12 protein-coding genes are annotated in these 24,860 nt (G+C 43.6%); 1 reads left to right on the top strand and 11 read right to left on the bottom strand.

The window, feature by feature from the left end:
* Positions 1-2: 2 nt before the first annotated feature.
* Genes fliE through flgB form a run of 3 tightly spaced genes read right to left on the bottom strand, consistent with a single transcriptional unit; the run spans position 3 to position 1,264 of the window.
* Positions 3-317, bottom strand: a complete 315-nt coding sequence (gene fliE / locus BBW65_RS02200; protein WP_066339086.1) for a flagellar hook-basal body complex protein FliE — start codon at positions 315-317, stop codon at positions 3-5.
* Between the two features lie 10 nt (positions 318-327).
* Positions 328-822, bottom strand: a complete 495-nt coding sequence (flgC, locus tag BBW65_RS02195; protein WP_066339083.1) for a flagellar basal body rod protein FlgC — start codon at positions 820-822, stop codon at positions 328-330.
* A gap of 10 nt (positions 823-832) precedes the next feature.
* On the bottom strand, positions 833-1,264 hold the full coding sequence (gene flgB, locus BBW65_RS02190; protein ID WP_066341773.1) for a flagellar basal body rod protein FlgB: 432 nt from the start codon (positions 1,262-1,264) through the stop codon (positions 833-835).
* A gap of 170 nt (positions 1,265-1,434) precedes the next feature.
* On the opposite strand from flgB, the gene BBW65_RS02185 reads away from it, so the two are divergent.
* On the top strand, positions 1,435-2,592 hold the full coding sequence (locus BBW65_RS02185) for an FtsW/RodA/SpoVE family cell cycle protein (RefSeq protein ID WP_199919458.1): 1,158 nt from the start codon (positions 1,435-1,437) through the stop codon (positions 2,590-2,592).
* On the opposite strand, the gene BBW65_RS02180 is transcribed toward BBW65_RS02185, so the two are convergent.
* The 8 genes from BBW65_RS02180 to BBW65_RS02145 are packed head-to-tail and all read right to left on the bottom strand — an operon-like array spanning position 2,570 to position 24,625.
* A complete protein-coding gene (locus tag BBW65_RS02180) occupies positions 2,570-3,403 on the bottom strand; it encodes a tetratricopeptide repeat protein (RefSeq protein ID WP_066339080.1) in 834 nt (277 codons plus the stop codon). The genes BBW65_RS02185 and BBW65_RS02180 overlap by 23 nt on opposite strands.
* A 1-nt stretch (position 3,404) precedes the next feature.
* Positions 3,405-4,013 (bottom strand): tetratricopeptide repeat protein, encoded by a 609-nt coding sequence (locus BBW65_RS02175; RefSeq protein ID WP_066339078.1) that lies wholly within the window; start codon positions 4,011-4,013, stop codon positions 3,405-3,407.
* 24 nt (positions 4,014-4,037) lie between these two features.
* Positions 4,038-9,662, bottom strand: coding sequence for an autotransporter outer membrane beta-barrel domain-containing protein (locus tag BBW65_RS02170; RefSeq protein ID WP_066339076.1), 5,625 nt, complete (start codon positions 9,660-9,662; stop codon positions 4,038-4,040).
* The gene (locus BBW65_RS02165) at positions 9,659-16,924 is read right to left on the bottom strand and encodes a hypothetical protein (protein WP_066339073.1); all 7,266 of its coding nucleotides are present in this window, start codon (positions 16,922-16,924) and stop codon (positions 9,659-9,661) included. The genes BBW65_RS02170 and BBW65_RS02165 overlap by 4 nt, the downstream gene beginning before the upstream one ends.
* 52 nt (positions 16,925-16,976) lie before the next feature.
* Positions 16,977-19,496, bottom strand: a complete 2,520-nt coding sequence (locus BBW65_RS02160) for an autotransporter outer membrane beta-barrel domain-containing protein (protein WP_066339071.1) — start codon at positions 19,494-19,496, stop codon at positions 16,977-16,979.
* On the bottom strand, positions 19,486-20,718 hold the full coding sequence (locus BBW65_RS02155; RefSeq protein ID WP_066339069.1) for an autotransporter outer membrane beta-barrel domain-containing protein: 1,233 nt from the start codon (positions 20,716-20,718) through the stop codon (positions 19,486-19,488). Before BBW65_RS02155 ends, BBW65_RS02160 begins: the two co-directional genes overlap by 11 nt.
* Complete coding sequence (locus tag BBW65_RS02150) at positions 20,715-23,702, bottom strand: autotransporter outer membrane beta-barrel domain-containing protein (protein WP_066339067.1); 2,988 nt, start codon at positions 23,700-23,702, stop codon at positions 20,715-20,717. The genes BBW65_RS02155 and BBW65_RS02150 overlap by 4 nt, the downstream gene beginning before the upstream one ends.
* Positions 23,702-24,625, bottom strand: coding sequence for an NAD(P)H-dependent glycerol-3-phosphate dehydrogenase (locus BBW65_RS02145; RefSeq protein ID WP_066339063.1), 924 nt, complete (start codon positions 24,623-24,625; stop codon positions 23,702-23,704). The genes BBW65_RS02150 and BBW65_RS02145 overlap by 1 nt, the downstream gene beginning before the upstream one ends.
* Positions 24,626-24,860: the final 235 nt, after the last annotated feature.

The following is a 24,860-nucleotide window of genomic DNA, read 5'->3' as shown; positions in this document are numbered from 1 at the left end:
GATCAAACTTGGGTTCTCAAAATCTCTTTGTAGGCGTTAATTGCTTTGTTTCTCACTTCTAGCATTACTTTCATACTTGTTTCAGCTTTTCCGATAGCAATGGCGGCTTGATGCAAATCTTTGATCTGCCCTGTTGCCATATCTCCTAGTGCTTTTTCTGCGACTTTTTGCTCAGCATTGACTTCATTGATGCTGTCTTTGAGCAAGTTCTCAAAAGTTTTTGCCTTGTTTGGATCTACCTGTGGAGCTTTGTTTGGAGTGTTGTTTTGTGAGATATGAGAAATATCGTTTTTGATGATTCCAAACTCATTTGCCATTTTTTATCTCCTATGCTTGAAACATTGTAATCGCATTGCTTGCCATCGTTTTGGCACTTTGGAATGCTGAAACATTCGCCTGATACGCCCTAGTTGCTTCAATCAAATCAGCCATTTCAACAACGGGATTGACATTGGGATAAGCAACATATCCATTTGCATCTGCATCTGGATGACTTGGGTCGTATTTTAGCTTAAAATTCTTATCATCTTGCACAATCTTGTCAATGATGACGCTAGAAATAGGTGGTATTGCTTTTTCATTTTTCAATTCCTCATTGAGTGGATCTTCATAAGGCAAAAAATTCTCATTTTCTGCAATTTTTTGATTGAGCATTTTGTCAAAATTGATCGCTTTGAAAACCACTTCTTTTCTGCGATAAGGTCCGCCCTCATCGGTGCGTGTGGTGTTTGCGTTGGCGATGTTGGATGAAATAGTATTGACACGCACTCTTTGAGCTGAAAGTCCATAACCACTAATATCAAAACTAGATAAAAAAGCCATTTGTTACTCCTTAAATATTTTTTGTCGAATCGATTGCATAAGTGAAAATCCCCTTATGCTTTTTGAGCGCACTCACAAGGGCTTGATACATTACGCTATTTTTGCCCATCTCGCTTGTTTCTACATCCAAATCTACACTATTGCCATCATTTCTAGCCATGTGCCCATCTCTAAAAAATATCGTTCCACCTTTTTTCATATCGGTGTATGGGGTGAGATGAGCAGAGTCAGTTTGTGCCATTTGAAGCTCTAGAGAGCGTGAATGCCCAAACTCCTCATTCATAGATTGAGCAAGATAGCTTTCAAAATCTATATCTCTTGGTTTGTAAAAAGGTGTATCCACATTTGCAATATTGCTTGAGATCAGATCTTGTCGCATTGAGCGATAGTCTAGTGCCTTGTGGGCGTATTTATAAACTGGTGAGATTTCATCAAAAAGCATCGAAACTCCTTTTTGGATTTTGCAAAACTCAAGCAAAAGGCATTCCATTTTGTATCCAAATTTCAAAGAATTGCACGATAGACAAAACATATCTCAATGGATAAAATTGTAGGTAAAATTCCACTTATCAAAAGGGTGGTGATTAGGGGAAATCATATTTAGGAATGTTGATGCAAAAAATACTTTTTTATTCTGTTGCGATTTTGTTATGTCTGGGGATCATTTTTTCGTATTCTTTATCTACCTATGTGTCCGCTGTTTTTGATAATCCTCAGGCATTTTTGTTTCGTCAGTTTGGTTCTGTGGCTGTGTCGTTTTTGGTGATTTTTATCATTGCTCATTGTGATATTGATAAGTTTTTTTATTGGTTTGGAAGATTGTTGATGTTTGCGTCTTTTGGATTGATGTTGTTGATTTTTGTGGGGAAATCTTTGGATTTTGTCGTAAGTGCGGGTGGAGCGACGCGTTGGATACGCGTTGGACCGATTTCTCTTGCACCGCTAGAGTTTTTCAAGGTGGCTTTTGTGATGTTGATGGCAGATAGATTGGCAAACAAATTTGTAATCGGTGCAACGCACACACTGCTCAATGAAATCAAAAATTTTGCTTTTTATTTCTTTGTCATTGCGGTTTCGTTTATTGTGATTTTGTTGGGTTTGAATGATTTTGGGCAACTTGTGGTTTTGAGTATGGTTTTTTGCGTGATGTTGTATTTTTCTGGAGGGAGCAAGAGGTTGATTGGCTGGATTCTTGGGCTGTGTGCATTGTGCGGAATGTTGGTGATCATATTCAATCCGACACGCAACGCGCGTTTTGGAGACTGGCTCAACGGGTTTTTGAATACCCTCTCTTCCAATGCCCATACTGCATCTACAGAGCCTTACCAAATCTCTCAAGCTTTGAATGCTATCCATTATGGAGGATGGTGGGGACATGGGATAGGCGAGGGGATTTTGAAACTCGGCTTTTTGAGTGAAGTGCATACGGATATGGTTTTGGCTGGGATTGCTGAAGAATGGGGGTTTGTCGGTTTTGCTTTTGTCGCACTTGTTTTTGCTTTTGGGGTTGTTGTGCAGATTCTAAGGATTGCACGACGCACTACAAACAAAGCGTATTATGTGTTTTGCATTGGCTCTGCTTGTCTTCTTGCTTTTTCTTTTTTGATGAATGCCTTTGGTGTGGCTGGAACCCTTCCTCTCAAAGGGATTGCCGTGCCGTTTTTGAGCTATGGTGGAAGTGCGATGCTTGCCAATGCCATCATCATCGGCTTGGTGCTTGCGATTGCTAGGCAAAACTACAATCGATCTACTTATAAAACCGATTCTTGATGCGTTTGTGTGGGAACTCTGACATTTGAGTGATTTCTTTGAGCGTTTGGCTCTCTACCACATTTTCATAAAATAACTCTTGTCTAGCTTGTTTGATAGCTTCGCTTTTTTGGCACCCCTTTTTGTTGCCAAGCTCACAAGCTTTTTCAAAGCGTTCTTGTGCACCGATGAGGTTTTGTGCTTTTTGAAAAACAATCCCCATTGCCATAAAATAACTCTCACATGAGCGATCGTCTTTTTTTTGGCAACCTGTATGAAATAGCTCGATCGCTTTGTAAATGTCTTGTTGTGTCCCCCATCCGTGAAAATACATCACGCCCAAATTGCGACATCCACGCAAGTCGCCATTGTCACAAGCCCTTTGCAATACTTCAAGTGCATAGGGGTAATTTTTTTTGAGTCCGACACCACTAGCACTCATTATGCCCACTTCATAGCATCCCAATGCAAGTTCTGATTTGCAAGAATAGAGCAAAAAAGAAGAGGCGTATTCATAGAGTTCTTTGGTAGCTGATGGGGTGTTGTAATAAGTGTATCCTACTTCAAAACACGATTTGCTTACGCGTCCTTTGAGGCATTGTTCGCTTTTGAGTGCAAGTTCCTCTGCAGAATCAATCAGAGAGGGTTTGTATTTGTTGGGCTTCTCTGTTGAAGTTTGTGGGGCGGGAGGATCTTGAGGTGTCTCTTGTGTCTGAGAAACTTCTTGTTCCTCTTGTATCGATTCTAGTGTTTGCACATCAATAGGTGCGTCTTGTGCTAGAAGTATTGGGGGCAGTAGGGTGATCCACAAAAATAAAGCGATTTTTTTCATTTCAATGTCCTAATAGATTGATTTTTTTGTAACCATCACAACCATTCTGATTGCCCAAATCACAAGATTTGCCATAGTAGGTTTTGGCAAGTTTGTAGTCTTGTTTGCTTCCCTCGCCATTTTCAAGCATCATCCCAGCACTCAAACAAGCACTGCCACTTCCATATTCACAAGCTTTGTAAAAAGTGCTGATAGCTTTGAAAAAATCTTGTTTGATTCCTACGCCAAAATAATATTCTGCTCCAGCCAATGCACACCCTTGTGCATTTTTGTATTGACACGCTTTGGCATATTGATTGAAAGATTGTTTGAAATCTTGTTTCACTCCAAGCCCCCCAAAATACATCAACCCCAAGTTGAAACACGCAATGCTGTCTTTTTGTTTGCAGGCTCGTTGAAATAAGTCAAATGCACCTTTGTAATTTTTTTGCACCCCAATGCCATTGACATACATTGCACCCAAATTGCGACATTGGGTCTCATCGCCATTTTTGCACTCTTGATAGAAAAGTTTGGCAGCTTGATAGTATTGCCCTTGTTTATAGAGAGTGATTGCAGAGTTGGCATACACCCCACAAGCCAAAAGAAAAAAACCAATCCAAATTTTCATTGAGATGTATCCTTGATGAAATTATTATCTTAAATCGTCATTTTGCGGGCTTCTTAAAGCCGAATCATCTCGATAGGCTTTGCGTGTATTGAGGAAATAGTCGCCATTGTAGATCGAGTTGCGTTCGTTGAGATTGTTGCGAATGTCAATCTGTGTGTTTTGGTTGATGATGGGCATATTGCGTGGGTCATAATCGGGGTTTGGTATAGGTCCTTGATTGCTAAATTCGGGGATTCTGAGTTGGCGTGTATTTTTGTAGCCAAAGGTGAAACGCACTCCTGCATTGATCCCATAGGTGATATTGGTTTTCCCAAAAAAGCTTGTGGTCGCTTCAAAATGAAGCCGTGCAGAATCATTCAAAATGAGATTGGTCCCAAACTCAATCACTGCCTTGATGTCACCTTTGTGTTGGTATGTGATAGGGTTATCCCCATCATCAAGCAACACATTCCCACCCGTATTGACTTCATAGATGAGTGAGCTTCCAAGATGTACATCTCCTTTGATCGCATAGTCCAAACTGCGTCCGAAGTTCAATCCCGCCCTCAAAATCACAGGGGTGTAGTAGTTGAGGTGGGCATCGATTTTGGTGCCACTCAAATCATAAAATGTCAAATCATTATAATGCACATACCCGCTTAGGATTTGTGCTTCAGGTTGCAAAAAAAAGTAGTTGCGTTTGGAATCACCTAGCTTGAATTTTTGTCCAATCTCAGCACTCACCAAAAATTTGTGATTGGTATAATCCCCCTCATTGCCACTGAGAGCAAAATAATCTACGCTATAAGCACTGATCGTGGCGACATATTTTGCCACGATGTCAAAATAAAAATCATTTCTTGCCAAAAATGTGTCATAAAAATTGAATCCGATATTTTTGAGACTGCCTCTGTAGCTGTCATTTTCAGGGGTGAGTTCTGTGTAATTGAAGGCAAAGCCTATGAAGTTTTGCCCTTTGAGGCTTAGGCTGTTTTGATCATATCCTGCCCAGACTGAATAATAATTGTCATCAGTGGCAATGCGTGCTTGGTTTTCTTCGCTTGAGAGTTTTCCAAGAGAATATCTTGCCCACAAACCTGAAACCCTTCCTATATCTCTCAATTCCCCAAGCCTTTGGTTGAGTGTGTCAAATTGTGCAAAAATAGCGCGATATTGGCTTTGCAAAATAGAGGAGATGACTTTTGTCCCGAAGTTTGGACCTGTGTTTTGGGATTTGCCGATAATCCAATCAAACCCTTGCCCATTGGCTGAAGGCACTTTGATGAGATCGGTTTTGTAAGCTTGTGTTCCGACATTGGTTGTGCCTCCCTCAAAAAGTGCCGTGCTTGTCGGATCGGAGATACTTGCCACTACGATTCGTTTGCCACTCACATCTTCGCTGAAGTTTTTGGGATCATAATACACTTGCACGATATGCCTACCCTCTGCTTTGGCGGAGACAAGCTTGTCGGAGAGTTGATGAACGACATCAGTATAGACGCGGAAAACCCCATTGCTTCCTTTGAGAGAGTCAAGCGTGAGTGTCCTAGTCTGCGTTTGATTGGGCAAGATTGGGGCTGTGTTGGTGAGGATCATTCCGATTCTTGGGATAGCGAGATTTTTGTTTTTGGTCATATCTACCATACTGATTTTTGTGTTTGTGCTGTCTGCGAGCATAAGCTTGGCGTTTGCGACATTGCTAGAGGGGTTGGAGATAGAGAGGGAGCGGATTTTGGAATCATCAGTCATCAGCCATCTCCCGCCATTCCCCGCACTTGCTAGAGAGATTTCTCCTGCAGCGGCGTTTGCCTGTGTGATTTTGCCCACGAGCATACCGCCATTGATTCCGATTTGGAGAGTTGAAGTAGGATCAGGAGTGATGTCAAAATGGATTTGTGCATCGCCCAAAGCCCCCACAATCGCTTGGGCAGTGTTTTTGAGTTCAAGCTCTCCTTTGATGATGGCTCTGGTGTTGGCGATCAGTTTGAGGGTCGAAGTGTCTTTGGCGGTAAGTTTGGTGATCTCACTATCTGAAGCATTGAGGGTGGTGATTGTTAGATTGTTTTGTCCGATGACATTTAGGGATTTGATCGTGCCAAAGGAATGGTTGAGCGTGATGTCTAGTTTGCCTTGAGTGAGTGTCATCTCCTCTGAATTGATTGTGGAATTTTCTGCATTAAGCTTGAGGTTGCCATTGACAGAGGTTTTGGTATTGTTGAGCGTGGAGGCATTGGTCAATGTGAGCAAAAATTCAAAATCTTGTTTGGGCTGGTTGTTGTGGTTGATTTCTCCCTCGATGATTGAGGCATTTGCAGTGATTTTGGTCTGTTTGGTATTGGTGGTTTGGATTTTGCCTTTGAACAAAGAGCCGTTGCTTAGGCTGATTGTTGATTGGTCATTTGTGGAAACCCAATCGCCTATGATAGAGGAGGATTCTAGTGTGGCTTTGAGCGTGAGATTTTTGGTCGTGAGATCGCTAGTCATTGCAGAGTGATTGGAAAAGTTTAGAGTGAGGGAGCTTGGGTTTTCTTGCTTGATCGCACCTGTGAGTTTTGAGCCATCAAGTATGATCGTCGTATCTGAATTTGCTCCTTGATGTGCAGTGGCAGTGATGTCACCATTGATCGTGGATTTGTTGAGGGCACTGATGGTGATTTTTGTGCCGTTTAGGGCGATGTTTCCTGTTTGGGTAGAGTTGTTTTTGAGCGTGAGGAGATTGTCTGTGCCACCTGTGATCTCAAATGTCCCAAGCGTTGAGAATTTGTCAATGGTGAGGTGGGATTTGGCAGTGTTTCCGCTAAAGGTTGTTTTGCCTTTGATGTGGGATTGGTTGGCGAAGGTGAGATCAAGTGTCCCTCCTGTCTGTGTAAAATCTTTGAGTATAGTAAGCCCTGATAGGGGGAATGGGGCACCAGTTCCTCCGGGGTAGAGGGCTCCGCCATTGGTGAGGGTGGAGTTGGTGCTGATAAGACTACCTTTGATTTGGCTTCCTAGCCCTTCACCGCCGATGAAAGCTTGTGTATCATCAAAGGTTAGATTCCCTCCGATTGAACTTGCATTGCTGATTTTGAGCTTGAGTGTGGGATCTTTGGGTCCATTTCCTTTCATCTTGAAATACCCCCCCACTTTTGTCCCATCAAGTGTCATCAAGGTGGTCCCTTTGAGAATATCAATATTGCCTTTAATAGTGGAGTCAAAAAAATGGAAATGAGAATCAGCTTTTACCAAAATCAGATTCCCGCCTATTGTGGCTTGGTTAAACTTGCCCTCGACTTTACCATTTTCGATATGCACATCGCCCCCGATCGTGCCTCCTTGCCCAATATCAAGCTCTAGCTCATTACCCGGATCTGTTGAGGTGACATTGCCTGTGATTTTGGATTGGTTGAGGACGGAGAGTTTGCTACTTGAGTGATTGAGCGTGAAATTCCCATCAAGTATGGTGAGATGATCTAGTTTGAGGGAGTTATCTTTGCCTGAATTGTTGATAGTGTAGTTTTTGAGTTTTGATTCGTGATCAAATGTGACTTTGGAGGCAGTTGCATTGTTAATTGATGTATCTTTGGCGAAATTGCTCTTTGTGTCAAATTTCACATTGGAAGTTCCGCCATTTTGCGAAAAAGTTCCATGCAATGTCAAACCTTTGATCCAACCTGACAGATCCCCTTCGTTTTGGGTGAGATCACCTTTGATCGTTGCTCGTGGGTCTTTGGTTTTGCCATTATTTAGCTTTGTGAGTGTTTTGTTGAGCAAAACACTCCCTTCTATAGTTGAGCCTCCGCCAAGTCCTAGCATAAGGGTCCCTCTGTTTTGTGTGAGAGTGCCTTCTAGTTTGGAGTTTGTATCAAGAGTGGTGACAGATTGTGCATCATAGTTAGTGATTGAGCCTGTGATAGTGGAGTTTCCATCGAGCAACACCTCCTGTTTCCCATTGGTCTGAGTGACAGATCCCGTAAAAGTCGAGCGATCTTGAGCGAATAGGTGTGTGCCTTTGGTGTTTTGAGAAATGAGATCCCCAACGATTTGAGAATTCTCTTTGATTTTAAACGATCCTGTGCCACCATTAATGATGATACCACCCTCAAGGCTTGAAGCGTTGCGTAAATCCATCCAAAATGCGTGATTGTCAGAAGTGATCCCACCTTTGATGATAGCTTTGCTCATACCATAGATATCTGTCGCATACGATCCTGCTACGCTTTCATCAGGGATGTGTTTGTTGCCATCCCTTACTGCGATACCACCTTCAATCGTTGTGTTATCTATGGCGATATAGGCTCTCTCGATTCCGAGTTGATTGATCCCGCCTGTGATTGTGGAGTTTTGAAAAAGCGTGTTGAGCGTTTGTGCTAGATGATCGATACGATAGCCTTGATCCAATTCAACATGTTTGAGTTCCACTTGGTGTTGGATATTGCCAGTGCGAATGTTTGTGAATGCAATGCCTTGTTTGATTTTGGTGTTTGTGGCGTGGAGTTTGGTGAGAGTTCCTTGTATTTGACTCACTCCACCTTCAATCGTGGTGTCCTGTAGAGTGGCTTCAAGGGAGCCGTTGGTTTGGGTGATGTTGCCTGTGATAGTGGAATTGGCAGAAGTAGCGAGCTTTGTGGTGCCATTGGAGTTTGAGAGACTTCCGGCAAGTTTGGAGCTTGAGAGGGTGGTGTGTAGGGTGGCATTGGTCGCAGTGATTGAACCCTGTATCTTTGAATCATTGGATTTTATAGTAAGTGCTCCATTGCTTTGGGAGGCACTTTTCATCGTGGAGCCCTCAATGAGTTCGAGAGTGGTGGTGGAATTGCTTCCGATATAGTCTTGCATTTTTGAACCGACTTTGAGATTGATGGTGTTGTTCCCACCTGTGGTGGAGAGTGTTTGCAGGGTGCTATTATAAAAATGGATGGTTGTTTTTCCTCCACTAAGAGTTGTTGTTTTTTGGAGATCTGAATACCAAAAAGCAATATCTGCAGTTCCACCCGTGCGGATGAAACTTCCCTGTAGCTCCATTCCTTTGAGAATCCCAATCAGATTTCCACCCTCCGTGATGATACCCCCTTTGATTATCGCACTTCGTGTATTGGTAGTCTGCGTCTTGTTTGACCAAAGTTTTGTTTCGGTTACCCCCTGTCTTGAGGTGATGCTACCTTCAAGATTGCCATCAATTGTGGCTTCAAGTGCCCCTGCAGTTTGGGTGATATCCCCTTGCATTTTGGAGCCTTTGCCAATCGTGATGGTGCTAGTGCCATCGTTGCTGATACTGCCTTTAAGCGTGGAGTTTCCTTCAATCGTAGTAGCGAGTGTGGTGTTGCTCCCTGCAAAAACCCCCAAAGGACGCCCATTTTGCCCTGCAGTGAGTTTGAGAGTTGAGCCACCTTTGAGGTGGAAGTCGATTTTGTTGGCTATGTTTTGAGCATTGGCGATACTCAAATCAAGATCAAGTGTCCCATTATTGACATTGAAAATCGCTCCAGCATTGGGATTGAATCCAAACATTGTCGTCTTTACTTGATTTGTCCCAGTAGAATCAAGAGTGAGGAATCCACCACCCTTGAGGATGTAGTCTGCAGTTTGATTCCCAGTGAGGGTTTCAGTTTGTGCAGTGTCAATGGGTTTCCCCATTCCCACGCTCACAAGCAATACAGAGAGACCCAAAGCGATGTGTGTTGGTTTCATTGATCATCTCCATAGATTTCGATCGCTTGATCTCTTGGGGTGGTGCGATAGGTGCGTTGTATCTCTTGCTGTGTGATAGGGGAGGGTGCTGCCACTTTGGGAGATAGGGGGACGACCTCTCGCGATTTGCCTTTGTAGTTTTCGTTGATATCGTGGGTGGTATATTGGCGGATTGTTGGGAGATTACGCCTTGTGTATTCCGGTGGAGGCGTGGGTTCATAGGGATTATAAACCATTGGAATCTTTGAGAGCAGATTGTTTTTGCGTCCAAAAGTGAAACGCAAACCAAAGTTTGCATTGTAAGTGGTGTTGTAAGAACCAAAAAAGCTTGTGTTGAAATCTGCATAGATTTTCCAAGCGTCTGTGAAACTTACATCAGCGTGTGCGTTAAAAGTCATCCTAAAATCTCCACCTTGCAAAAAATCCAACTGCGTTGAATTGTCCTCAAACTCAAGTCTTCCACCACTATTGACATCATAGACAAGAGAGCTACCGATTTTGAGATTTGTGATGATCTCTTCACCAAACCTCTTGCCAAAAAACAATCCCGCTCGAATGATCGCAGGAGCATTGCCACCTACGCTTGAGTGGATTGTCACATTGGATACATCGACAAAATCCAAGCGTGTTTCACCCACCCAGCCACTAGTGATTTGGAATTGTGGTTGTAGATACATCGCATTTTTGTCGTGATCCAAAAAGAAATCATACCCTATTTCACCGCTAACCAAAAATTTGTGATTGTTGAATGCAGGTTTGTTGTTTTCAAGAGAGTAGTTGGAGATCTCAAACGCACTTTGAGTGAAAATGTATTTGGCTAAAAAATCAAAATAAAATCCACTATTGGCTCTAAATGTATCATAAAACCCAAGTGCATAGCTTGAGGAGGTGCCGGTGTATTCTTTGTTTTCTGTGGCGTTGTTGGTGTAGTTTGCAAAGATTCCCAAGAAATTATGCACGGTTAATCCCTTGCTGTTGTAGTCCGTGCCTGCCCATATAGAGTAGTATTGGTCATTGGTGCCTATGCTGTAATCTGTCGCGGCTTTGGTGGCTTTGCCAAAATATCCACGCACCCAAATCCCTTTGTCGCGTTTGATATGTCTCAAGTCCCCAAGTCTCGCATCAAGGTTGTCATACTCGATCGAGAAATTGCGGTATTGGGTTTGCAAAATAGAGGCAATGATTTTGCTTGTGTAGCTTATCCCTGATTTTGTCGCCTGTCCGATGATCCACTCAAAGCCCCCACCTTGTGCGTTTTCTTTGATGATTTGTGTGTCATAGCGGGTGAGCCCCACATCGCTTTGGGTGCCTTTGAAGCTCACAGAGGTTGCAGGATCTGTGACTTTGGCTACGACAATGCGTTTGGCACCGATGTCGCCAAAAGTATCGGGGCGATAAATCACTTGCACAAGATGACTGCCACTTGCTTTTTGGGTGAGGACTTTGTCTGCAAGGGAGGTGCCAAGATCTGCATACACTCTAAACAAGCCATTATCTCCTTTGATGTTGTTGAGCTTGAGTGTCCGTGCATAAGTCTGATTTTGTCCGGGTGGTGGGATAGGTTGCCCTGCTTGTGGGGGTGGGGGAGTGGGAATCATTTCTTTGCCCACTCTAGAGGAGCCTAGGGCGTCGTTTTTTTCGAGGGTGAAATCCACCATACTCAAAGCCCCTTTCAATGCAGGGGTGAAAATCGCTTGAGATTGGATGATGTCTTGTGCATTGCTGATTGTGAGCTCTTCGATCTCAGAGTCATCAGTCACTGCCCATCTCCCGCCCATCCATTTGCCGTTGGGATCTTGCTCGTTTTCAAGGGTGACACTTCCGATGATTTTTGTCGCTATCTGTTTGATACTTCCTTGCAAAATCCCCCCCTTGATTTTGACCTCAAGTGTGCTTGTTTGATCTTTGATCAAAGTATCAAGATTGATATTTCCGTGAGCTGTAGCTGTGTAGGTGGCTTTGGAGTTGTTCAAAGTGACTGAGCCAGTGAGTTTTGCATTGTCTTTGACTATGAGATCAAAAGTAGAGCCTGTGGATGTGAGTGCAGTGATTTCATTGAGGCTTGAATCTTGAGAAGTGATCTTGAGTTTGGTGTTTGTGGCAGATAAATCTTTGATATAGCCTTTGGCATTTGTAAGCTTGAGATCAAACTCTCCTTGAGTGATATGCACCAAATCAGAGTTGAATGTCGAGTCATTGACTTCAATGTTGGAATTGATTTTGGTGAAATTCATTTTTCCTGAATAGGTGGATTGATTGGTGAAAGAGAGGTTTGCTGTAATGTTTTGAGTGTCGGCTGTGTGTGTGATGTCTGCGTCAAGAGTTGAAGCTTGGATATTGGCTTGCAGGTTTGCATTTTTTAGAGTGATTTTGTTGTTGGTGTTTGCAGCAAGTGTTGATCCTTTGGTAAGAGTGAGTGTGAGAGATTCTTTGGTCTGAGAGATAGCACCTGTGAAATTTGAGTTTTCTAGCGTGAGGTTTGTGGGGGCGTTTGTGGCTGTGATTGTGGAGGCTAGGTTGGATTGGTTTGTGGCTGTGATGTCAAGCCTCCCTTGATTTTGCGTGATGTTGCCTTTGAGCTCGGAGCGATTGAGTTTGAAAGTTGTGGTGCTTTTTGTGGCAGTTGTGTCTCCTTTGATAAGTGAATCTAGCTCTGCACTCAATGTCGCTTTGGTCTGATTGAGTGTGATGTTGCCCTTGATGAAAGAATGATTGATGAGATTAATCGTGTTATCGTCACCTTTCGTGATAGTGACTTTGTTGGTGATACCCGAGTTGTTCCTAAAGGTCAAATTGGCACTTGTGGCTTCATTGATTGTCGTGGCTCCTTTGAAATGGGAGCGATCATCAAAGAGGATCGTGGAAGTTCCTTGCTCTTGGGTGAATGTGCCTTGCAATGTGACGCCACTGATGTTGCCTGTGAGTGTTGTCTCTTTTGAGAGGAAGTTGCCCACTATAGAGTTGTTTGCAGGGGATCCTGTGAGGTGGGCAGTAGTGCTTTTGAGCGTGAAAGCTCCTCCAACTTTTGAGCCATTGCTCAGATCAAATTGGAATTTGCCATTTTCTACTTCTACTTTGCCTTTGATTTGTGAGGCATTGAGTTTGATTATATTGTTGCTTTTTACACCTTTGGCAATGAGATCTTGCCCGATACTGCTTCCTGCGACAAAGGCGATGTCTGAAGTTGTGTCTATAAGCTCGACTTTGCCTCCGATTTGCGTGTTGGAATTGGTGCCTGTGATCCCTCCGGTGTTAAACTCGATATTGCCTGTGATGTGGGAGGCTTTGGTGTCAAAATCTAGAGTAGAATCATTTGTGCCTTTGATGTTTCCTGTAATCTTTGAATCTAGCATTTGCAAAAAACCCTTTGCTTTGTCTGTCAGCGTGAGATTTCCTGTCATTGTGGTGTTGTTGAGCAGTTTGAGAGTGTTGTTTTGCCCTCCAGAGATAGTGTAGTCTTTGAGCGTGGATTGATTGAAAGTGAGAGAGGAGGAATTGGCATTGGTGATTTTGGTCTCATTTTGGAATGCAGAGTTGGTGAAGCTCACTTCTGAAGTGCCACCGGTTTGGGTGTAGATCCCTTTGAGTGTCAAGCCATTGATTGCCCCTGTGAGTGTGCCGTTGGTTTGCGTGAAGTTCCCACCGATTTGATTGCCTGTGCCTAGCCCTGAGAGTGTGGTGGTGGCACCTGTTAGATCCACTTTGCCTGTGATTTTCCCCTCATTTGAGAGATCTAGTCCCAAAGTCCCGCCATTTTGAGTGAGATTGCCTTGCAAAGTGGCGTGGTTGATACTAATCGTGCCGGTGGTGTTGGTGTTGGTGATATTGCCTTGAAATTTCGAATCTTGCCTGATGATAATCTCTTGCTTGTTGTTAGTTTGAGTGAGATCGCCGATAAACTCTGAGCTTGTATCAAGTGTGAGTTTGAGATCTGCGTTGGTGAGTTGCATTTGGGTGCTTTTGATTTGAGAGTGGTTTTGTGCGGTGAGGTTGAGAGAACCTCCAGCGATTGTGATGTTGCCCTCAATTTTGGAGCGATCTAGGAATATTTTGGTTGTGTTGTCGGTGGCAGTGATGTCTCCTGTGATTTTAGAATCTTGATAGAGTGACAAAGATGTATTGGCGTGCTCTAGGGTGATGTTGCCTGTGATGTGAGATTGTGCATTGAGTGTGCCAGTTACCCTGCCTCTTGTTTGGCTAAAAGCATTTGCTGCGGTGCCTTTGGTGATCGAGGAGTGATTGAGGGTAAAGTCAAAAACGCTATTTTCTGCTTTGAGTCCCCCCTCTATGCTTGAATCTTGGTTGAGGTTGAGGGAGCCTGAGGCAAGACTAGTGAGAGTGGCACCTTGCTTGATTGAGGATTTGGTGAGGTTCCCTGTGAGATTGCCTCCTGTTTGAGTGTAGCTACCTTGAAATGTTGAGTTTTCTGCATTGAGATTCATCGAGCCGTTGGTTTGGGTGATATCGCCACCCACCTCTGCGTTTTGGGCAGAGATCGTGGTGTTGCCAGAGTTGCTGATGTTTTGTTTGACTTTGGAGCTATTGAGGGTGATAGATAGGGTGGAGTTTGTCCCGCTGACACTTTGTATCTCTGAAGCACTTGAGGCGTTGATAGAGAGTGTGCCTCCGTTTTGGTTGAAGTTTTGGGCAGTGGATTTGGTGAGTGTGATTGTCTGATTGCCACTAGTGCCTTGGAAGTTTTGCATTTCACCATCAGAGAGGGCGATGGAGTTGGTGCCATTTTGGGCAGTCACTGCACCATTGATTTTTGATTGTGCAAGAGTGAAGTTGGCACGTTGGGTATCGATGAGGTTGATTGCTTGAAAAAGTGTTTTGGTGAAAACAAGCTGTGAGGTTCCTCTTGTTTGTTTGAACTCTCCTTTGATCTCCAGATTGCTAGAGGTGCCTGTAGTCTTTGCATTGGTCAGAGTGATGCTTTTGGTTGTGGAATCTGTGGCATAAAGTCCAAAAGACGCATTTGTCGCAGTGATTGTGTTGGTATTGCCATTGGTGATACTGAAAACCATTGAGCCGGTGTTTTGTGAAATATTTCCTTTGACATCTGCTCCGGTGATTGTGATTTTGTTTGTGCTATTGTTGGTTCCTGTGATGTTGCCACTGACTTTTGTATCGGTTTTGAATACCAAACCCCCTCCACTTTGTGTGACATTGTTGATTGCTGTTCTTACAAGTTGAATGTTGTTGTTGGAGTTATCACCTTTAAAATCATTGAGATTTTTCAAGCCTATAATTTCAGCTTTGAGTGAGCCTGTGTTTTGTTTGATGTCACCATTATGAAAATCGCCTTGCAAAATAGTGAGGGTATTAGTGGAATTATTGGTCCCTTCAAATCCACCTGTGAAATCTGTCTCGCTTGAGCTAAGAGTGAGAGATCCACTATTTTGTTTCACTCCTCCTTTGATACTCCCTTTGGTCGTAGTAATCGTGTTGGTGGAATTATTGGTCCCTTCAAATCCACCTGTGAAATTTGTCTCATCTGAAGTGAGCTTGAGAGATCCACCACTTTGTTTTACCCCATCTTTGATACTTCCTTTGGTTGTTGTGATGGTGTTGGTGGAATTGGTCCCTATGAATCCTTTTGTGATATTAGATTCGCTCATTGTGAGATTGAGCGTGCCATCATTTTGGTGGTAATGTCCTCCCACATTTGTTTTGGTAAGCGTGACATTTGCAGTTCCTGCTCCACCTATGACATTGCCTGTGATTTTGCTCTCAGTAAAATCAATAGTGCTAGTGCCTGAATATTCTAGATTCCCCTTTAGCTCTGTTCCTTGCTTAAAAGTGACTTTGTTTGTTGTCCCTTGGGCGATGAGGTTTCCAGCGATGTAGGCAGTGTCTTGGAAAGTAATGCCTGTGCTTCCCGCTGTGATTCTGATGTCGCCTGTGATGTTGGATTTGTTGCCAAAAGCGATCGTAGAATCCCCATTGGTTTGGGTGATATTGCCTGTGATTTGGGCTTGATCTGTGGCGGTTAGTGTGGTTTTCCCCCCTGCAATGCTAGTGTTGCCTGTCATTTTGGAATCTGTATCAAATGTGATGGTGGTATTTCCATCAGTGGTAATACTGCCTTGAATTTGGGCTTGATCTGTGGCAGTTAGCGTATTTGTCCCACCTGTGAGGGAAATATTGCCATTGGTGACTTTGGAGCCACCTTTGAAAAGAATCGTAGAAATGCTGTTTTGTGTGCTGATTGTTCCGTTTAGAGTTGCAGTGTCTTGAAAAGTGATGTTTGCTGTCCCCTGCGTAGTGGAGATCCCACCATTGACTTTGGAGCCACCTTTGAAAAGAATCGTGGAGTTGCTGTTTTGTGTGCTGATTGTTCCGTTTAGAGTTGCAGTGCCTTGGAAACTCACATCTGTTTTTGCTCCTGAAGCAGAAAAATTACCCTGTATTTGAGCTTGACCTGAAGCTTTGAGTGTGCTTGTCCCCCCTGTGGTGGAGGTGTTACCGATGATTTGAGAGTTATCGTTTAGGGTAATATCAGATTTTCCAGTGATTTGCAGATTGCCTTGTATCTGAGCTTGTTTGGAAGCCTGTATCGTGGTTGCTCCACCTGAAGTAGTGATAGCCCCCACTATCTTAGAATCACTACCCAAAGTGATAGTAGAATCCCCTTTTGTTTGAGTGATATTCCCTTGGATTCTTGAGTTGTTTTGATTGAGCGTGATAGTGCTTGTGTTGCCAAGATCAAGATTTCCACTAATATCAACCTGCTTATTTCCACTGATTGTCAAAGTGCTTGAGTTGCTAGTCTTTATCGCAGTGTTGCCCCCTGAAATCTTGATACCACCATTAAAGGTGAGATTTCCACCTGTAGCTTGAAAAATTGTAGCAAGTCCATTGCCTTGCACTTCCACGCTAGCAGTTGTAGTCAAGCCTCCACTTTTCACCATAAATGCAGGGAGATTTGCAGTTGATCGAACATCAAAGATGATTGTTCCTGTGCCATTGATGTTGGCTTGTGTGTTATAGCACGCCACGATCCCACACGCCACTTGTGTGGTTGGATTGCCTTTGATCGTTGCCTTGACTACTCCATTTGCGATTGTAATGTCAGAATCAAGCACTAGCTTTTTGGGTGGTTGGGGTGGTTGAGGCGGTTGAGGTGGAGGCGGTGGATTGTGATTGATGTCAATCGTATCTCCATTATTAAAGTTTGTTTGATTCCAATCAGTGTATTGAGCTCCCATCAGCACACTAGAGGCGACAATGCTAAGCGTGAAATAAGTCTGCAGTTTCACTGATGAGCCTCCCAAATCATTTGGAGTATTTTAGTGTTTTTTTGTTTGGCTTTCATCGATTGTTTTCTTTTGATGATGGGATGTAACTATCTCTTGAAGTGGAGCGATCTTTTGGGGGTGTATCAATCCTCAAATCGCCGTTTGGTTGGTTGTTGCCACTCGCTCCACCTTGTGAGCTTTGCTTGAAGGTGCGTTGATTTCTGATACGATCGATATTTTGCTGATGATGATACATGTTTTCTACTTCATCATCGCGTATGATCGGGATATTGCGAACATTTGGCTTGTATTTATAATGCACTTTTAGGCGATTGGGGTCTGCAGATGGTGGGGGTGGTGGGACATAGCGTTCCCCAAAACTCCATCTAATCCCTGCATTAAACAAATAATCATTGCGATAGATTGCCAAAAAACTCGCATCAAACTCAAGATAAAAGCGTAGATATTCTTCTAGAAATAGATTAGAAGCCAAGCTCAAGCCCACATCAAAATCGCTTGAGAATTCTTTGGTGAGCTGACTTCTAGTGTCTTTGAGCGTGGTGGCAAATCCATTTTTGAGGTTGTAAGTGAGGTATGTCCCTGCTTTGACATCCCCTCTGAAGCTTGAGTTCCACTCATAGCCGAAATTCAAGCCACTTCTGCCAAACAATGGGAATCCAAAATGATAAGGAGCGGTGATTATTTCATCGTGAGTGTCTTTTGTCGTAAAAGTCGGGACAAAAGTGACCCCTGCATTGAGCTTGATTTGAGGCTCTAGGAAGAAAAAATCTAGATCATTATGGAGCTTGATTTTGTATCCGATTTCTGCACTTGCAAGGAGCGTGTGGGAGGAGGTGCTTGAGGTGCCATTGAGGTTTGCTCCATTGAAGTGCAAATCCCCTTGATTGTAGGCATAACGCAATAGCAAATCATAATAAAAACGATTGGCAAAAATCGAGGTGAAATAAGCGTTACCACTGAAGCTCTGAAAATCCCCTTGATAGATTCCATTACGGGTTTGGAGCATTACAAAATCCAAGCCTCCACCCCAAAAGTTGTAGCTAGGTTTGGTGACGACATTGAAATCATATCCTGCAGAAAATGTCATAAAAAAGTCTTGCGTAGGGAGTAGGGAAGTGGTTTTTTGCAGTGCATTTTGTCCGATGTTGTAGCGGAAATAAAGCCCGTTATCTTTGTGGTAGTTGCGTAGATCCCCAAGCCTTAGGTTGAGCGTTTGGGCAAATATTGTGTTGAGTCGTGCGTGTGTGTTGAGTGCGGTAAGCAACGCACTAGCGAGGGTGCTTTCTCCACTCTCTTTGATACCAGCGATGATCCAGTCAGTCGTAGCACCTGTGGCATTTTTTTTGAGGATTGTTTCATAGTCTAGGAGTCCTATTTGGGTTTTCACCCCCTCAAAGACTGCTTTGGAATCAGCCTCTTGGATACTTGCGACGATGAGGTTGTCCTGCTCTGTGATGTTGCGAATGATGTCTTGTGTGAATGTCGCAGGATTGTAGAGAAAATGCACCTTGTGGGTTCCGTTGGCACTTTGCAGATTGATCATATCAGTTTGTTTTTGGGCGACATCTGCATAGAGGTTGAAATCCCCATTGCCCGTGAGTGTTTGAGCTTCTAGTGTCTTTTTTTTGTAAGGACTTTGGAGTCTAGATCCATTGCTATCTTGCGTGAAATCAATAACGGATTGTTTGATGTGTAGATTGCGGATGTGGCTGCTCGCACGCATGAGCCAAGCGGATTGATTGATGAGATTGAGGTCGGATCGAGCTATTGTTTTTTTGGTGATTTTCCCATCTAGCAGGGAGGAGTCAAAGAGTAGGGTGGATTCTTTGGTGGGGTTGGTTTGATTGAGATCAAGCTGTGCAAACGAGTTTCTAGCCTCAAAACTAAGGGTGGAAGCGTCATTTAGAGTGATGATACCTTTGTAGAAAGATCTAGGATTGCTTAGAGAGAGTTTGAACTCTGTGTTTCCACCGATTGTGATGTCCCCTGTGAGCTGTATGGTTTTTGAAGCACTATCCCCACCTTGATTGATAGAGATTTTGGAAGCACCACTTGTGTGGAAAAGTGTTTTGTTTTGATTTTGGCTTAGGTCGATGAATAGGTTGGCGTTGTCTAGTGTGAGGTTAGAGGCATCGATTTTGAAAATCGAGTCAAAATTGCTTGCGGGGGTGGCAGTGATAGTGAGGTTTGAGGTGATTTCTAGAGCTGCTTTACTTTTGAGATCAAAAACTCCAAGGGCGGGTTGAGTCTGCACTTGAGAATCAAGATCAAAAACAATATTCCCGGGATTAAAAGTGAAGCTTTTGCCGTCTGCACAAAAAATCAATCCACATTTGTTTGCCCACTCTGCACCATTTTGCAAGGTGAAGTGGATATTGAGCGTAGCTTCAGGACTGATAAAAGTGATATTGTCTGTAAGGATGTATTTGTCTTTGTTGGCATCGGAGCCATCATAGGTGAAATGCCCATTGAAATCCTCATAGATTCCGACTTTGATGTCACCCCAGTCATTGATTGTGAGGGCGTTGAGTGTGGCACAGGAGATGAGTATCAGTAATGATTTATTTGCCATATTTTCTCTCTAGCTCTCGTTTGTTGTAGTCATAGATTTTTTGCAATTCTTTTTGTTGCAGTTCAGGGAGGTTGCGATTTTGATAATTTGCTTCATTTTCTTCGGTGTCAATATATCTCATAGCCTCCCTTTCTTTGCGTTTTTGTGTGTCTAGCTCTAGCTCCTCTTTGACATTTGGTCCATTGCGATTGTCTTGTGTGTTGTAGATTTTGTTTATATCAGATTCTTTGAGATAATGCAATGCTTGCCACCTTTGACGCCTTTGGTTTGCGTCATTGAGTTGATTGAGCTTGACTTGCTCAAGTGTGCGTGTGTTGCTAGGTTTGCTTGAGTGTTTGGCTTTGGTCCCACCCCAACCAAAACGCACCCCCACACTTGCGTCAAACCCCGGCTCATTGTATCCGAAAAACTCCCCTCTGATTCCTGCATACATTCCAAAATGGGCATTGAAAAACACATCAGTCTCTAGTGTCAAATACAAGCGATGACTTTGGAGATACTCAAGTGCAGGGGGAAACTCTTCAAAGCTCCTATCAAAATCATAAAAAGCCCCTAGCCTCACATCCCCCCTCACTATCCCTCCAAAGTGTGTGCCGATATAGCTTCCTGCTCGGAGATTGAGCAAGGTGAGTGCAGGGATCTCTTGAGATTGCGTGGTGATTGCCATTGAGGCTTTGAGAGAGGGCAGGAGAAACCACGATTGCCAATCCCACAGATAGCCTATCTCCATAGAGCCATAGCCAAGATGTTGGGTGTATGTCCTAGCGTTGAGATCTTGAAGTGTGAGGTTGTATTGCAGTGCCAAGTCGATATAGAGGCGATTTTCAAAGACTAAACTATCATAGAGCAATAACCCCAAAGCGTTGCCTACACCCCCAAAGCTATCAGCACTTGTGTTGATGTGGGCATATTGCACCCCAAGCCCTAGCAGATTGTCTCCAATGCCTAGCCCAAAGGCATAATCATACCCCCCAGAGACTTGAATGCTTGAAACTTGCATTTGGGTAAATATATCTGTGGCTTTGAGCGTGTGCTGTGCGTAGTTGGTTTTGAGCCATATTTGGTGCTCTAGAGGATAGCTTTTGAGTGCGAGTAGGTGAGGGTTGGGGGCGTTGGTGTGGAGTTTGATCAGCTCATAGCCTAGCATTGCTATAGAGGAATGGGGAGTCTGTGCAGAAGCATAGAGCAAAGATGAGAGCACAAGGCTTGTGTAGATTCTCATCTAAAGCCTTTTTGCAATCGGTTTTGGATCTCTCCCATAGAGCGGTTGGAGTTTTGGGGTGTGCGAGGGGCGAGATCAGGGGGAGTGTCTTGCTGATACCTCGTGCTTGGGATTTGGATCTCTTGAGGATTGTCTTGGAAAGTCGGCGGTTGCTTTTGTGGAGCTTGAACTCTTGGTTTGATAGAGGGTTTGATTGGCTCCAAGGATTGCGTATTGCCATCATCAAATGGTTTGGAATCAACATTGATTTTTGGCGGGAGGGTGTAGCGTTTTCTTGAGCCATTGTAATTATCCAAAATGCCTTGTGTGTCGTAGTTTTGCACTTCAGGGATTGTGCGTCTATCTTTGCGATAAAAATCATAAGTTGGCGGAGTGTAGGGGGCGATGTAGGGTAGTTGTGGGTGTAAGCGTCCGAAATTGATTCTCACTCCTGCATTGATTGTAAAAGTAGAATTGATATGCCCAAAAAATGAAGTATCCACATCAAAATACAATCTCCAATATTCATTCAAGATGAGATTGGTTCCTGCGTTGATTCTCCAGTTGAAATTGCTACCTTGCGTAAGTGTCATTTTGTCCAAAAAATCCTCCAGCCTCAGATCCCCACCGCTTTTGACTTCGTATTCAAAACTTGTGCCTAGATATACATCGCCCTTAAGGTTGTTACCATCAAATTGACGCCCAAAACTCAATCCTAGCCGTGTGTTGATAGGCGTATTGAAATCAAGTTGCGTATGGATAGGCTGATTACTCCAATCATATAGAGTGTGGCTTGTGCCACTGCTAAATCCTACGATGAGCTGAGCTTCAGGCTTGAGATAATAAAAACTTCTAGCAAAATCAGGCGTTCGTATCGGAAGCTTGAATTTTTTGCCAGTCTCCAAACTAAACAACACATTGTGATCAAAAAAATCAGGATAATTCCCTGCCAATACTTCTGAACGGATAGAGAGGCGATTGTTGGTGAGATAGTATTTCAAAAACATATCAAGATATACGCCAGAGTTGGACAAAAATGTATCATACACCCCGATAGAATAAGTCCTAGAACTTGCATAATACGCCTCTCCACTCTCATCGACCCCATCTGCGATCCCGTGATTCCTAAAAGCCGTGCTACCTAGTGCGATTCCCACGAAATTACGCCCACCCAAAACATCGAAGTTTTGATCATAGCCCAAAGACACATTGGTGAATTCATCCCACGCTCCGATACGCTCAGAACTTGCTTTGGCATTGAGGCGTCCGTATTTGGTGCGTAGCCACACTCCATGCACGCGTGCCATCTCTCTAAGCTCCCCAAGCCTTAAGTTGAGCGTATCACTCTCGAAGCGGAATATCCTGTATTGGGTTTGATAGAGTGAGTTGAGCAAACGAGAGAGATAGGAGTTGTCTGCTCTTTGCACATCTGAAATGATCCATTGCCACCCTGTAAATTTTTGGGTTCCACCTGCTTGAGTGGTGTATTGGAATTGTTCTTTTTTGAGGTTGGTGATGTAGTTGTAGATCCCCACAGGTGTCACAGCTCCGACAAAATCAGGGGTGGGGTTTGTGTTGTATTGTTGAGCTACGATGATTTTGTCTGCTTCGAGATTTTTGTTGAGCAAACCTTTGTCAAAATTTTTGGGATTCCAAAACAGCTGAATGTAATGGGTGTTGAAAACTTCTTGAGAGTGGATCAAATCCGTGGCGATGTGTTCTTTTTCATTGGTGATTGGGTTAATAACTTCTGTCCAGCCTTTGCGATTGAAAACCCCAAACATACGGAAAACCCCGTTGTTTCCATTGAGTTGATTGAGTGTGAGGGTGTAGCGGTTGTTGGTATCTATGGTGGTGGATTCTCTTAGATTGCCATCTTTGTATCGGAAATCAACAGAAGAGAGGTTTTGGAGGGCTTTGAGATTATCGGTTGTGATGAGGGCTTTGTCATTGTCGATAGTGAGGAGATTGATTGTGTTGCTTCCATTGATGATCCAAATGCCTTGATTTTGCAGCGTGATATTGCCTTGAGCTACGGGGTTTTGGGCAGTGTATTGGAAATCAGCTTCAAGGGTGGAATGATTGACATTGAAGTTGAGGGTTGTGCCTTGTTGTGTTTTGATCTCTGTTTTGATTTTGAGAGAGGAGTCGCTTGAGAGGCTAAAATCTATCGTGGGTTGCTTGTTGCGATTGTGGGCAGTGAGTTTGATCTCTGCATGGGCGGAGTTGCTGAGTTTGAATTTTGTTTGAGAATCACTAAATGCGTGGATGTCGCCTTTGAAAAATGAGTTGGCATTGGCTAGATTGATCGCTGTGGTGCCTGCAAAATTTGCAATATCTCCAGAGAGTTGCACTAGCACATTGCTAGAATCAAGTGGATTGACACTGATGTCTCCTGCTGTATCAAAGAGCATTTTTGCGTCTCTAATGCCGTGAGTTTGTGGTGTCCTATTGTTGAAAACTCCTATCGCCTTGGAGAGATCGATCACAAGGTCGTTTGTAAAAGTCAAAGTGCCAGCATTAAAGAATACAGAATAAATCTTGCTATTTTCCACTGCAGTGATATTGACTTTTGCTTCAGAGGTGAGAGAGGAGCCTCTATCAAGTTTGAAAATCCCACGAGCACCATCTCCCGTGCTTTGTGTAGAGTCGATAGTGATATTGAAGCTCCTATTCCCTAGCCATTTCTTGCCTGTATTGATTTCATAGATTGGTGTTTCTTGCACTATGGAGTTTTTGATATTGGCTATGACATTTAGGTTGTTGTCAAATTGGATACTTCCATTGTATTTGGGGAATTGAGCTGCAAAATTATTGCCTATTGCCTTAAGCGTAAGCGTGCTATCCTCCCAAATCACAAGTGGATCTGTGATGGTGGGGAGGTTTGGTGGCTGTGGTGGGGGATTGTTGGCTTGATCCAACTGCCACCATTGCGTTGCATTGACTCCATAAAGAGCTTGAGCCAAAACAATGCTAAGGAGGGAGGATTGCAAAAGTGTTTTCATCACTTCATCAAAGCCTTCAAACTCTCTTGTGGATTTTTCCCCTCTATGATACTGCTCACCTCTGAAGCGATTGGGGTGTAGATCCCTTCTTTTGTGCTGATTTGTGTGATCGCCCTAGAGCTTCTCACGCCCTCTGCGACTTCCCCAAGACTCGCTAGAATCTCATCGATTTTTTGGTTTTGTGCGAGTGCGAAGCCGACGCGATAGTTGCGTGAGAGTGTGGAGCTTGAAGTGAGAAACAAATCCCCAGCCCCACTTAGCCCTAGAAATGTCTCCATTTTTGCCCCGAAATGCTCTCCGAAGCGGCACATCTCCACTAGCCCTCTTGCAAGGAGAGAGGATTTGGCATTGTTGCCTAGTCCCAGTCCATCGCAAATCCCCCCAGCGATAGCGATGACATTTTTGTAAGCCCCTGCGACCTCTCCGCCGATGACATCAGGGCTCGTGTAGGATTTGATGAAGCTAGGCATCAATTCTGCAAAATTGCGTGCCAAATGGAGATTGTGTGAGTGGAGCACAAGTGCACAAGGCAAACCTTGCAAAACCTCTGTGGCAAAACTAGGACCTGCAAGGTAGCAGAGATTGAGCGGGGAGAAATGCTCTTGGAAAATATCGCTCACAAAAGCCCCGCGATCCTCCTCGATGCCTTTGCTTGCAGAGAGGATTTTGGCTTCTTTGGTGTCGCGTATATCAGCTAGGGCGGGGAGAAATGTGTCATCAAGCCAAGTCCTTAGCACGCTTGTAGCGATAGCGATCACATAAAAATCGCATTGCAGAGCCTCTCGGATAGAAGTCTGCTTGATAGAGTTTGAGGGTAGATCAAGCTCTCTGCGTGAATAAATCCTCACTTCATTTTTAGACGATAGGGCGTAAGCAAGTGCTTTGCCCCAAGCTCCACCACCAAAAACTCCAACTTTTTGCATATCTCACCTTTCTAGAAAATCTAATTATAAACAAACAAAAAAAGTTCCACAATTTTTTGAGTAGTGGAATGGTTGAAATTTTGGATTTTGATCTGGCTTTATTGTTTTATAATTGCATTGCTAAATCTCGACTTGAAGCTTTTCCTAAACTCTATTTAAGATTGGAAGTTTATCTTTTCGAAAGGATACAATCTTGTATGCAAGTTTTTGATGAATGGCTGATCAAGTTGATATA

This window comes from Helicobacter enhydrae, assembly GCF_001693335.1.
Taxonomy (GTDB): domain Bacteria; phylum Campylobacterota; class Campylobacteria; order Campylobacterales; family Helicobacteraceae; genus Helicobacter_G; species Helicobacter_G enhydrae.
This window is presented reverse-complemented; position numbering and strand designations above follow the sequence as displayed.